We start from the raw sequence: 13,488 nt of genomic DNA, 5'->3' as shown, positions 1-13,488 counted from the left end.
TTCATTCATTCTCGGCGGTTAATGGCAATTCAATTCGGAAACAGACATCAGCATCAGAGACCTTAACCAGTGTCAGTTCTCCTTGCATACGGCGGATACAATCCTGAGCAATACTCAACCCTAATCCGCTCCCTTTTACTGCCCCTTTTCGCTGATGACTACCTTGGAAAAAAGGCTCAAAAATCATGGTTTGCTCCGTTTCAGGAATCGGCGTTCCCGTATTGGCAACGTCAATTTGCACCCGTTGCCCAATCTGACGGCTGTGAATCCAAATGTTACCGGATTCCTTGCCGTAGTGCACCGCATTGGAGTAGAGATTATCCAACACCCGCATTAATAGCGTAGGCTCCGCCCAACAGATTTCCGCTTCAAGCTTTACCTCGGTGCGAATCATTTTAGCTCTGGCTGGCAAACTATGGGCGGCAACAACCATATCGACCAGTTCCTCCAGCTCTATATTTTCATGCTTCGATGGGCCATCCGCCAATTTGCGGTTGTAATCCAGCAATTGTTCAATCAGTTGCTGCAAATGGCGGCTGCTTTGATCGAGGATCGCCACCACCTCTTTTTGATCGGGAGTCAACGGGCCTGCCACTTCATCCGCCAACAGTTCGGTCCCTTCACGCATACTGGCCAACGGTGTTTTCAGCTCATGGGAGATATGGCGCAAGAATTCATGCCGTTGTGACTCCAGCCACGCCAAACGCTCACTCAACCAGATAATGCGTTGCGCCAGTGAGCGCAGCTCACGTGGGCCTTTGAAAGAAGCCGTCATGCTAATCGGCCGCCCTTCCCCCAAACGATTAATCATACGCTCAACGGCCTTAACAGGCCCGATAATCATACGAGTAAACAACACCACCAATATCACGCTGACCAGAAACAGCAGTAGTGCCTGCCAGCCAAAAAACTGCCCACGTTCAGCAATCGCCTGTTGCAGTTGCTGACCACGGGAAAAAATCACGGTACGGGTAGCTTGCACCATTTCTGCATTGGAACGGGAAAACGACTCTAACAATAAAGAGGAATCTTTATCTGGGCCACTGCTCTGGCATTTGATGGTGGCAAGCTGAGTCAGCAAATTACGCAATGTTTGGTAGTAACGTTCATCCGGTAGAATTGGCGCATGAGCATCCAGCATCTGTGAATACTGTTTCCGCTGGTTCTGGTACAACCGTTCCAGCGTAGGATCAACCAAAACGCAATACTGGCGATAGCTGCGTTCCATTTCCAGCGCCACACTGGTCATTGCTTCGCTTCGCCTGGCATCAACCAGCGTAGTTCGGTTGATATCTGCGGCCTGTGCACTAAGGTGATCAAGACTTTGATAAGCCTGATAAGCCAGTACTAACAGCGGCAGCAACACCAGCAGGAACGCCATCACCACCAGTTGGCGCAACGAACGCGGGAATAAACGCCATCTTTTCAAAGAAATCATCCCATTATCTTTAGTCTGCCTTGATGCTAACTGACTCGACGAAGAGAAAAAAGCCCGATGAAGGATAATCCGCGATCTAGCACGCAAAGCGGATCGTTTAACGTATGGGAAAGCCGGATAGAATAAGAAACGTTGACAAGATAGCGTATGTGCTTCTGTCAGGGCAGGTGAAACACGGTGTGGCGACGTAAACACGGCTTTTAAATTGACACTGGGGCTAAAATGCCCCAGTGCAAAGAGATGTGTGGATGCCCTTACGCCTCGTCCTCTGGGTGATGTAGCACAAGGCTGGCATCGAATCAGGACGAATAGCATCCGTAAGTATCCGGAATTGATGAATACTTCATCACAGTTGGATACAAGGCGGTGCCTCACTCAACGTGTCGTCCGATGCTTGATAAAGCCGCTTACGCGTCTGTTATCGGTTTGGTTGGACGATAGGCACCATTTCTTTGGCATCATTCGGAGGCTTATGAGGCAGAGATTCCGTCTAAATACGGGGCCATCATAAAAAGTTGAATGAGCAACTGGGCAACATAATGCATTCCCTGTGCCAACTTTTTATAAAAAAACATATCACAATGATTTTATTTGAAAATTTATTTTAAACACCTTCGACAGTCCCAACACAGGCTACTTCTTGTGAGCGACGATTCATCATACCGTCGCCAAATACCGACAACATCATCCTTAAAAACTCCCCATTATTAAAATCAATGGGTTAAACGTCTCCTTTTAGAGACATTCAATATGCTATTTGTCTCAAAATACCGACAAACACCGTAACTCTATAAAATATAAAGCTATAAAAAAGGGCGCAATTGCTTGCGCCCCAGTAGACTCTTGCTTCAAACAAGCCGAATTTATCAACCCAACTGCTTACGCGCATTGCGGAACATACGCATCCAAGGGCTATCTTCACCCCATCCTTCCGGATGCCAAGAGTTGCTGACCGTGCGGAATACACGTTCTGGATGCGGCATCATGACGGTAACGCGGCCATTGCTGCTGGTTACTGCGGTGATTCCGTTTGGTGATCCGTTCGGGTTCGCCGGGTAGGCTTCGGTTACCTGACCGGTGTTATCCACAAAGCGCAGAGCAACCAACCCTTGGTGTTCCAACATAGCCAGATGCGCTGCATCACGGACTTCCATATGCCCTTCACCATGCGAAACCGCGATTGGCATACGTGAGCCGGCCATTCCCTGCATGAACAATGAGGGGCTGTCAGCCACTTCTACCAAGCTGAAACGGGCTTCAAAACGGTCTGACAGGTTACGCACAAAGCGCGGCCAATGCTCTGCTCCTGGGATCAATTCACGCAGGTTGGACATCATCTGGCAACCGTTGCAAACCCCCAATGCCAAGGTTTGTGGCCGATGGAAGAACGCGGCAAACTCATCGCGTACCCGGTCGTTGAACAGGATTGATTTCGCCCAACCTTCACCCGCGCCCAGCACATCACCGTAAGAAAAACCACCGCAGGCCACCAGCGTGTGGAAATCTTGCAAATCACGGCGCCCTTCCAGCAAATCGCTCATATGCACATCTACCGCGTCGAAACCAGCGCGGTAAAACGCCGCTGCCATTTCAACGTGGGAGTTGACTCCTTGTTCACGCAGCACCGCCACTTTCGGGCGTGCTCCCTTGGCGATATAAGGCGCAGCGATATCTTCATCCAGTGCGAAGGTCAATTTAACGTTCAAACCCGGATCGCTATCGCCCTGCTTGGCCTGATGCTCCTGATCGGCGCATTCAGGGTTATCGCGCAGACGCTGCATCTGCCAGGTGGTTTCTGCCCACCAGGTACGCAAGGTGCTGCGATTTTCGCTGTACACCGTTTTGCCTGCCTGAGTGACAGTAAAGCGATCGCCACTCTGTACGCTACCGATGTGATGCACATTATCAACCAGGCCATGCTGGGCAAACACCTGTTGCACCACGGCCAACTGCGCGGCAGAAACCTGAATCACCGCCCCCAGTTCTTCGTTGAACAGGGCTGCCAATGCATCATCACCCAGACTCTGAATATCAACATCCACACCACAATGGCCAGCAAAGGCCATTTCAGCCAGCGTAACCAGCAGGCCACCGTCGGAACGATCGTGATAAGCCAGCAGCGCGCGATCTGCAACCAACTGCTGCATTGCATTGAAGAAACCGGCCAACTGCTTAACGTTACGCACATCCGCCGGTTTGTCGCCCAATTGACGATAAACCTGCGCCAATGCCGTTGCCCCCAACGCATTATGGCCGTTCCCTAAATCGATCAGCAGCAGTGCGGTGTCACCTTTATCGGTACGCAGCTGCGGCGTCACGGTGTGGCGCACATCTTCAACACGAGCGAAAGCGGTGATCACCAGCGAAAGCGGTGAGGTCATCTCACGTTGCTCATCGCCTTCCTGCCAGCGGGTTTTCATCGACATGGAATCTTTACCCACCGGGATGGTGATACCCAATGCCGGGCAAAGTTCTTCACCCACCGCTTTTACTGCTTCATACAAGCCCGCATCTTCACCGGGATGACCTGCGGCGGCCATCCAGTTAGCAGAAAGTTTCACGCGTTTCAACGAACCGATTTCAGTCGCCGCCAGATTGGTCAGCGCTTCGCCTACCGCCAGGCGAGCAGAAGCCGCAAAGTCCAACAAGGCCACTGGCGCACGCTCGCCAATCGACATCGCTTCGCCATAGTAACTGTCCAGACTGGCCGTGGTTACCGCACAATCGGCCACCGGAATTTGCCACGGGCCAACCATCTGGTCACGCGCCACCATACCGGTTACGGTACGGTCGCCAATGGTAATCAAGAAAGTTTTTTCTGCTACGGCTGGCAGGTGCAAGACCCGCTTCACCGCCTCGGCAACGGTGATTTCTGCACGCTGTAGTGCTTCACCTTTCGCCCGTTGGCGCTGAACGTCGCGGGTCATTTTTGGTGTTTTACCTAGCAACACGTCCAGCGGCATATCGATAGGCTGATTGGCGAAGTGGCGATCGTTCAGCGTCAGATGCCGTTCTTCTGTGGCTTCGCCTATCACCGTATAAGGCGCACGTTCGCGGCGGCAAATGGCGTCAAACTGTGCCATCTGCTCAGGGGCTACCGCCAGTACATAACGCTCTTGCGATTCGTTGCACCACACTTCCAGCGGGCTCATACCCGGTTCATCATTCAGAATGTCACGCAATTCAAAACGGCCACCGCGGCCACCGTCACTCACCAGCTCCGGCATCGCATTCGACAGGCCACCGGCACCTACATCGTGGATAAACAGAATCGGGTTATGATCGCCCAACTGCCAGCAGCGATCGATCACTTCCTGGCAACGGCGCTCCATTTCCGGGTTATCACGCTGTACCGAAGCAAAGTCCAGATCGGCATCCGACTGGCCCGATGCCATGGAAGATGCCGCTCCGCCGCCCAAACCGATATTCATCGCCGGGCCACCCAGCACCACCAGTTTGGCGCCCACGGTGATTTCACCCTTCTGCACGTGATCGGCGCGGATGTTACCCAAACCGCCAGCCAGCATGATCGGCTTGTGGTAACCACGCAGCTCAACGCCGTTATGGCTGTTAACGCATTCTTCATAAGTACGGAAATAACCAACCAACGCCGGGCGACCAAATTCGTTGTTAAACGCCGCGCCCCCCAACGGGCCTTCGGTCATGATATCCAGCGCGGTTACTATGCGATCCGGTTTACCAAAGTTCTGCTCCCACGGCTGTTCAAAGCCTGGGATACGCAGATTGGATACCGAGAAACCCACCAAACCCGCTTTTGGCTTCGCGCCGCGGCCGGTAGCCCCTTCGTCACGAATTTCGCCACCGGAACCGGTCGCGGCACCCGGCCACGGCGAAATCGCCGTTGGGTGGTTGTGGGTTTCCACCTTCATCAGGATGTGTGCGTCTTCCTGATGGTAATCATAGAGGCCGTTTTCAGGCGCAGCGAAGAAACGGCCAACCTGTGAACCTTCCATCACGGCGGCGTTATCTTTATAGGCAGAAAGCACGTAATCAGGCGTCTGTTCGAAGGTATTTTTGATCATTTTGAACAGCGATTTTGGCTGCACCTCACCGTCAATAACCCAATCGGCATTAAAAATTTTGTGCCGGCAGTGCTCAGAGTTCGCCTGCGCGAACATATACAGTTCGATATCCGTTGGGTTGCGCCCCAAACCGGTAAAAGCATTCAGCAGATAGTCGATCTCGTCCTGCGCCAATGCCAGGCCCAGTTTGACGTTGGCCTGCTCCAGCGCACTGCGGCCTTGGCCCAGCACATCAACCGTTTGATATGGGGCTGGCTGGTGATGAGAGAACAGCTTTTCTGCCTGCTGCAGCTCGCTGAACACCGTTTCCATCATGCGATCGTGCAGCAGCGCGGCAAGCGTCTGCCACTGGGCTTCGCTGAGTGCAGGAGCGGTCACATAAAATGCCAGGCCACGTTCAAGGCGAACTACCTGGGTCAAACCACAGTTATGGGCGATATCGGTGGCTTTGGAAGACCACGGGGAAATAGTGCCTGGACGCGGCGTCACCAACAACAGGCGGCCTTCCGGCGCATGTTCAGCGAGAGAAGGGCCGTACTTGAGCAACCGTTGCAGCTTGGTGCGTTCTTCGGCACTCAGTGGCGAACTGACATCAGCAAAGTGAACGTATTCGGCGTAAATATCACTCACCAGCAGTTGAGCATCCTGGCAACGGGACAGCAGTTTGGTAATACGAAAAGCCGATAAAGCGGGCGAACCACGCAGTATTTCCATAATCAAAGTTCTCTCGTCTTCGAAGCCACCGATCTCAGTGCTTCATTGGGCGCAACAGGGGGGAAAACGCGCGTCATTATAGAGAATCTGCGTCGCCGACGAAACCGTTTGCGTGGCGATTATTGATAAAAGCTCTCTCGCCATCCATTTGTCATAACGTGTCAATAAAGTTGCACACAGGCATTTTGTTACGCAAAATGCCCCAGTACTGGTGATTTAACCATACAAAAACACCATTACGATCGGCAGAAAGTGTGCATTACCGAGAGATAATCATTTGAAACCTATAAAAACAAATTACATTCTAATCGGTGTTGTTACCTTGCTTCTGGCACTTGCACTGTGGCCGAACATTTCCTGGCGCGGTGGTTTGGGTAACCAACTCGAAGCGATCAAATCACGGGGAGAACTGCGCGTCAGTACGCTGAACGCGCCGTTAACCTATGTCACTACCCAGCAGGGGCCGAGTGGCCTTGACTATGAGTTAGTAAAAAGCTTCGCCAACTATCTGGGAGTAAAGCTGGCGGTGACCCCACATCAGAATATCAACGACTTGTTTGACGATCTGCATGATGGCAAAGCCGACCTGCTTGCCGCTGGCCTGATTTATAACCCGGAACGCCTTAGCCGTGCCAATACCGGTCCGGCCTACTACTCGGTTTCCCAACAGGTGGTCTACCGGCTTGGTACTTCACGGCCAAAAACCTTTGCAGATATGCAAGGCAAGCTGGCGGTCGCTTCGGGTTCAGCGCAGGCCAGCGCGCTGAAACAGCTTAAACAGAATAAATACCCGAACCTCAGTTGGGAGGCATCAAGCGATCTCACCGCCAAAGAACTGCTGGAACAGGTCGCTGATGGCCAGCTTGATTATACCCTTGCCGACTCTGTCACCATTGCCTTACTGCAACGAATTCATCCACAGTTGGCCGTCGCATTCGACGTCAGCGATGAAGAACCCGTCACCTGGTATTTGAAGCGCAACGGTGACAGCAGCCTGCATGCCGCCATGCTGGACTTCTACAGCCAAATAGTGGAAGACGGTACGCTGGCGCGTTTAGAAGAAAAGTACCTTGGTCATGTAGGCAGTTTTGATTATGTCGATACCAAAACTTTCCTGTCAGCCATTGACACGGTATTGCCCAATTTTCGTTCGCTGTTTGAAAAGCACGCCAATGAAATCGATTGGCAGTTACTGGCCGCGATTGCCTATCAGGAATCCCATTGGAATCCACTGGCAACCTCCCCCACCGGAGTACGCGGGCTGATGATGCTGACACGACCTACCGCTGAAGGCTTGGGAGTGAATGATCGGCTTGATCCGGAAGAAAGTATTCAGGGCGGTGCACTGTATCTGCAACGCCTGATGGCAAAAGTGCCGGAGAGCGTTCCGGAAGACGAGCGTATCTGGTTCGCGCTGGCGGCCTATAACATGGGCTGGGGGCATATGCTGGATGTGCGCAAACTGACCAAAAGCCAGCAGGGTAACCCCGACCGTTGGGTGGACGTAAAACAGCGCCTGCCGATGCTCAGCCAGAAACGCTATTATCCGTCACTCACCTACGGTTATGCACGTGGTCATGAAGCCTATAACTACGTGGAGAATATCCGCCGCTATCATGTCAGCCTGGTGGGGTATTTGCAGGAAAAAGAGAAGAAGGCAGCGCTGGAAGCAAAAGTATCCCCTGAACAGGTGAACGGTTATCCGGCTGTCAACGCCAGATTAGCCCTCAACTTCTGATTATTGCGGCTCGTTTCCGCCGCGCTGTGCCAATTTCAGCGCCCTTTTCTGCTCACGGCGCAGTTGGAAAAAGTGACTGAGCGTTGCAGCACACTCTTCCGCCAACACTCCTGAAACAATTTCCACCTGATGATTCATGCCTGGATGACGCAAAATATCCACCAGCGAACCGGCAGCGCCGGTTTTTTCGTCCGTGGCCCCATACACCAGGCGACGGATACGGCTATGGATCATCGCCCCGGCGCACATCACACAGGGCTCCAGCGTGACGTAAAGCGTTGCGTTCAGCAGGCGGTAGTTCTGCAATACCGTACCGCCTTGGCGCAGCGCCATGATTTCTGCATGAGCGGTGGGATCGTGGCGGCCAATCGGCCGATTCCAGCCTTCGCCGATCACTTGATTATCCAGCACCAGCAGCGCCCCCACGGGAACTTCACCCTCTTCTTGCGCACGCAGAGCCAAGCTTAATGCCTGCCTCATCCAATAGTCGTCGTTATATACATTCATTACATCAATTCTCGTGCGATTTGCGGCGGGCATTATACACAGTAGCCTGCTTTAGATCGCAGCAACACCGCAACAAATCAGCCAGTCATCCCTGTGAATTTTACTCATAAAGGTTCAGCTCAGGGGAGCATTTCTGCAATAACCCACTGTTTTACAAAATTTTGACAACTTTATACAGCGAACTGACAACTCAGCTCATGATAAGGTGAATAATCGCTGCACTACTCCCCGAGTCCTGCATAAGAGGCACTATCGTGAAAATAAAACAGGCAGCAACCCTATTGGCATTTTCTCTACTCCCGCTGTTCAGCCTGGCAACAGCGGCATCCCCCGTGGTCAGCGTGAAGTCGGAACTCTCAGCCCCGGTCATGCTGGTGAACAGTGAAGATAAAAACTATCTGAAGATCTCCCTGACCGGTTTCAATCTTGATAGCCAACGCCGCAGCCCCATCAACCTGGCGCTGGTGATCGACCGTTCCACCTCGATGAGCGGTGACCGTATCGAAAAAGCCAGAGAGGCGGCGATCTTAGCGGTGAATATGCTGAACGCCACGGATACGCTATCGGTAGTGGCTTACGATAACCGTGCCGAAGTGATCATTCCTGCCACTAAGGTCAGCAACAAACCCGCATTAATCGCCAGCATTCAGCAGCATATTCATCCACAGGGGATGACCGCGCTGTTTGCCGGTGTCAGCAAAGGCATTGGCCAGGTGGATAAACACCTGAATCAAGAGCAGGTAAACCGCATCATTTTGCTCTCTGACGGCCAGGCCAATACCGGCCCGACCTCAATCAGCGAACTTGCCGATCTGGCACGCATAGCGGCCAAGAAAGGCATTGCCATTACCACCATCGGGCTGGGTGATGACTATAACGAAGATCTAATGACCACCATCGCTGGCTACAGCGACGGTAACCATGCTTTTGTCGCCAATTCGGCTGACCTGGAAAGCGCTTTCACCAAAGAATTTCAGGACGTTATGTCGGTAGTGGCGCAGGATGTTATCGTGCGGATCAAGACTGGCGATCGGGTAAAACCGGTGCGCTTGCTTGGGCGCGATGGAGAAATCTCCGGCAATGTGGTTAACGTCAAACTGAATCAGTTGTACTCCAATCAGGAAAAATACGTTCTGCTAGAAGTGATCCCAGACCAAGGTACGGACAATCAGCAAAAGAACCTGGCTGACGTCAGCGTCAGCTACCTGAACCTCAGCAGCAAGCGGCAGGATCGTGTCAACGAGCAGGTGACCGTCAGCTACAGCCGTTCCGCGGCCAAGGTCAGCGATGCCGTGCAGCAGGAAGTGCTGGCGGAGTCAGAGATTCAGAAAACGGCGCTGGCCAATGACGAAGCGATCCGGCTCATTGATGCAGGCCGCAAAGATGAGGCCAAAAAAGTATTAGAATCCAACGCGAGCGAGCTGAGCGGCCTGTCCTTCTCCAGCCCGGTGGCAGAGAAAAAAATCAGAGAAAGCACGGAGAAACAGCGCAAGTTGGCAGAGGACATTGACAGTAAAGAAGCCGCCACCTACCGTAAGGAACTCAAAGAACAAAATTACAGCGTCAAGCAACAGCAGAAATAAAGTTCAACTCTGCGCTGGGCCAGTCAACGGGCTCAGCGCCGCCACGGGATAGGTCATGAAGCCGTCAAGAAGTCTGTTCCTCTTTACCTTTACCACGCTGCTGATTTGTGCAGCGATCGCCTATTTCGGTTATCGAACCCTGACCCATGAAGCCCTGTTGCGCCATTACCAGAACCAACGCCTGGCACAGAGTCATACTGCCCAGGTCAGTACTTTTATTCTGGATTTGCTAAATCAGAACGCCGTACGCCTCAGCTCCATCGCCGCCTATATCCCGTTAGACAGCAAAGCGCTCAATGCATTAGTCGCCCAAGAAAGCAGCATTGATGCGCTCTTTGTGCTAGAAAAAAACCGGCTGTTGTTCCCGAACGCCCAAACAGCGCTGACCGAGAAACAGCAAGCCTGGGTACAGGCTATCACTCCCATCGTGCAGGACCCAAGCCTGCTTTACAGCCACTACTTTACCGATGAACAAACCCAGCCGACCTCGGGTTGGTACCTCAGCCGTGAGTTGGGCGATCCATTACTGATTTACTGGCAGCAGCGCGGTAACCAGGTGATCGGCTTCAAGCTTTCCTACGTTCAGCTGTTGTCCGATGTGATAAACACGTTGGCGTTCGACTATACGCCAAACACGGTGCAAGTGTTGGATGATGGGCGCTTGCTTTATCAGAGTGGCGATGCGACGTTGGCCGACGGCCAAAAAGCGCTAGATTCTCAACGCCTGCCTTATCCGCTGAGCGCCTGGCAAATAGACTATTACGCCAAAACGCTCAACGGCTACACCCTCTATATCTGGGGCGGCCTGTTGCTATTGTTACTGATCGCTCTCGTCGGGCTGGCCATGCTGTACCTGTACCGGGAATATACCCGCCAACTGCGGCTCGCCCAACAGCAGGTCAACTTCGTTGGTCAGGTTTCCCACGAATTGAAAACGCCACTGACCAATATCACCCTGTATGCGGAGATGTTGCAGGAGTTGCAAGCGGAAGATAGTACGCCGCTTAGCCCAGGCCAACGTTATCTTGAAGTGATTCTTAATGAGAGCCAGCGCCTTTCACGGCTGATCCAGAATATCCTCAGCTTTACCAAAGCGCCGAAGGTTCATTTGCAACCGGTAGCCCTAAGCCCGCTGTTGCACAAGATTTACCACGCTTTTATCCCCGCCTTCAGCGCCAGGCAAATGGAACTGGTGCTGCTGATTCACAGCGAGATACATCTCACCACCGACGTGGACCGCCTGACGCAGATTATCAGCAATTTTCTCAGTAACGCTGAAAAATACGCAGCCCAAGGCAAACGGGTTGAACTGATCGCCGAGCAAAGCGCTAGCCATGTGCTGATCAAAGTCCGCGACTACGGTAGCGGCATCGCAGCGAAAGAATTGAAGGCCATCTTTCAGCCGTTTTATCGGGTGAAAAGCAGCATTACCGAAGGGGTTTCCGGCACAGGTATCGGTTTAACCATCGCTAAACAGTTGGCGGCCAGTCTGCAAGGGGAGATCTCTGTCACCAGTGGCCCAACCGGCAGTTGTTTCACTTTGGCGCTGCCGCTAGCCACTGGGCCAGAGGCCGCCACCGCTAAGGAGCAGCACACGTGAAAATATTGATCGCCGAAGACGATGCCCACATTCGCAATGGTTTAATGGAGGTACTAGCACATGAAGGTTACCACCCCATCGCGGCAGAAAACGGCGCGCAGGCATTGGTGCTGTACCACCAGCAACAGCCGGATTTCATTATTCTCGACATCATGATGCCGGAGCTGGATGGATATAAAGTGTGCAAAGAGATTCGCCAGCACGATCAGCAGATCCCCATCGTGTTCCTGTCAGCCAGAGATGAGGAAATTGACCGGGTGATCGGGTTAGAACTCGGTGCAGACGACTACATCAGCAAACCGTTCGGCATCCATGAAATGCGTGCCAGGATCAAGACCATCGCTCGGCGCTGCCTGCGCCAAACGTCGGATGCGGAGGAAAATACCAGCTTCCCATTTGGTGACCTTAGGGTCTTCCCTAATGAACTATGCGCCACCCGCGGGGAGCAGCGTCTCGAACTGTCGCTGCGCGAGGTTAATATCCTGCGCTATCTGTATCAACATAAAAACCGGGTGGTCACTCGGGATATGCTGTTTGACGCGGTTTGGGGATACGACCATCTGCCACAAAGCCGAACGCTCGATCAGCATATTTCCAAACTGCGCAAGACCATTGAATTAGATCCGGCCAATCCGGTCCTGGTGCGCACGGTGCATGGTATGGGCTATCGTTACCAATCAAGCTAAGTCACCAGGCCCTGTATTCAGAGATATACTGGCGAGAATCGATGTTATCCAGGAAGGCAAAACATGAAGCTCAACAAAAAAAATGCCGCAGTGGTACATAAAGCCCTTAACAGTTGGCTGGACGAAGGTGTGCTCACTCCCGAACAGCGCCAGCACCTGCTGCAAAATATGCAGATTCAGCCTTTTGACTGGCGCCGGCTGGCACGCTATGCGTTTCTTGCCGCACTGGCTTCATTGGTGATCGCCATCACCAGCCTGTTTACCGACCATTGGTTACTGCAACAGCTCGGTGAATTGTTCCGTTTTGATGCGCCAGTGCGCATGATGATTGCTGCCTTGCTGGCGGTTCTGGTCTACGTTTGGGCATTGCGCCGTCGCATACGCACCCCAGACAAGCGCTACAGTAATGAAGCCATCTTGTTTATTGCCGTTCTGCTCACCGCCTGCGCGCTATGGCAGTTGGGCGTCTGGTTGGATAACGGCAGCGGGCGTGTATCTGCGCTGCTGATGTTGGCTGCTTTGTTGTACGGTGCCATCGGCTGGTTCAGCCGTTCCGGGTTAGTATGGTGGTTCGCCTTGCTGTCACTCGGCAACGCTTTTGGCGCAGAAACCGGCTATATGTCGGGTTGGGGCGCTTACTGGCTGGGCATGAGTTACCCGATCCGTTTTATTGCTTTTGGTCTTGTGCTGATCGCCGCTGCACGCCTGCTGCAACCGGCGTTAGCCCAACGCGGCCTGGATCGGGTTTCGCTAGCTATGGGGCTATTGTATCTGTTTATCGCCCTGTGGATCCTGTCCATCTTCGGTAACTATGGCGATCTGGACAGTTGGTACAGTACGCGTCAGATCGAACTGCTTCACTGGAGCCTGCTGTTTGGCCTTGCTGCCGCAGCGGCTATCTGGCTCGGGCTCAAGCATGATGATGGCATGCTGCGCGGGTTTGGCTTAACGTTCCTCGGTATCAATCTGTACACCCGTTTTTTCGAATTCTTCTGGGACAGTATGCCAAAGGCCGTTTTCTTTGTTCTGCTGGGGATAAGCCTGTGGGCCCTGGGTCACTATGCGGAAAAAATCTGGCGATTGGGGCGTCAGCCACAGGATATGACCGACGACTGATTGACAGTAGTACTCTATTTTATGGCTGTGGCATTACGTCAAAAAAATAAAAAACACAGCCAT

The 13,488-nt window shown here is 52.9% G+C and carries 8 protein-coding genes; 5 read left to right on the top strand and 3 right to left on the bottom strand.

The window, feature by feature from the left end; translation table 11 throughout:
* Nucleotide 1 precedes the first annotated feature (1 nt).
* Entirely contained in the window at nucleotides 2–1,438 is a 1,437-nt protein-coding gene (locus Z042_RS10640) for a sensor histidine kinase (protein ID WP_024913175.1), read from the bottom strand.
* A gap of 866 nt (nucleotides 1,439–2,304) precedes the next feature.
* A complete protein-coding gene (purL, locus tag Z042_RS10635; protein ID WP_167336765.1) occupies nucleotides 2,305–6,198 on the bottom strand; it encodes a phosphoribosylformylglycinamidine synthase in 3,894 nt (1,297 codons plus the stop codon).
* 274 nt (nucleotides 6,199–6,472) lie between these two features.
* Here purL and mltF point away from each other — a divergent pair, with 274 nt between their 5' ends.
* On the top strand, nucleotides 6,473–7,933 hold the full coding sequence (gene mltF / locus Z042_RS10630) for a membrane-bound lytic murein transglycosylase MltF (protein ID WP_024913177.1): 1,461 nt from the start codon (nucleotides 6,473–6,475) through the stop codon (nucleotides 7,931–7,933).
* Here the strand turns inward: mltF and tadA are convergent, their stop codons facing one another.
* A complete protein-coding gene (gene tadA, locus Z042_RS10625; RefSeq protein WP_024913178.1) occupies nucleotides 7,934–8,440 on the bottom strand; it encodes a tRNA adenosine(34) deaminase TadA in 507 nt (168 codons plus the stop codon).
* Between the two features lie 251 nt (nucleotides 8,441–8,691).
* On the opposite strand from tadA, the gene Z042_RS10620 reads away from it, so the two are divergent.
* The 4 genes from Z042_RS10620 to Z042_RS10605 all read left to right on the top strand — a co-directional run bounded on the left by Z042_RS10620 (nucleotide 8,692) and on the right by Z042_RS10605 (nucleotide 13,425).
* Nucleotides 8,692–10,023: a vWA domain-containing protein gene (locus Z042_RS10620; RefSeq protein ID WP_236849259.1), complete on the top strand. Its 1,332-nt coding sequence runs from the start codon at nucleotides 8,692–8,694 to the stop codon at nucleotides 10,021–10,023.
* A gap of 55 nt (nucleotides 10,024–10,078) precedes the next feature.
* Nucleotides 10,079–11,623 carry a sensor histidine kinase gene (locus Z042_RS10615; RefSeq protein WP_024913180.1) on the top strand — a complete coding sequence of 515 codons (1,545 nt, stop codon included), beginning with the start codon at nucleotides 10,079–10,081 and terminating at the stop codon, nucleotides 11,621–11,623.
* The gene (locus Z042_RS10610; RefSeq protein ID WP_024913181.1) at nucleotides 11,620–12,309 is read left to right on the top strand and encodes a response regulator transcription factor; all 690 of its coding nucleotides are present in this window, start codon (nucleotides 11,620–11,622) and stop codon (nucleotides 12,307–12,309) included. The genes Z042_RS10615 and Z042_RS10610 overlap by 4 nt, the downstream gene beginning before the upstream one ends.
* A gap of 63 nt (nucleotides 12,310–12,372) precedes the next feature.
* Nucleotides 12,373–13,425, top strand: a complete 1,053-nt coding sequence (locus tag Z042_RS10605) for a DUF2157 domain-containing protein (RefSeq protein ID WP_024913182.1) — start codon at nucleotides 12,373–12,375, stop codon at nucleotides 13,423–13,425.
* Nucleotides 13,426–13,488: the final 63 nt, after the last annotated feature.

The organism is Chania multitudinisentens RB-25 (assembly GCF_000520015.2).
Classification (GTDB): Bacteria; Pseudomonadota; Gammaproteobacteria; order Enterobacterales; family Enterobacteriaceae; genus Chania; species Chania multitudinisentens.
The sequence above is the reverse complement of the archived record's forward strand: the minus strand, read 5'-3'. Positions and strand labels throughout refer to the sequence as shown.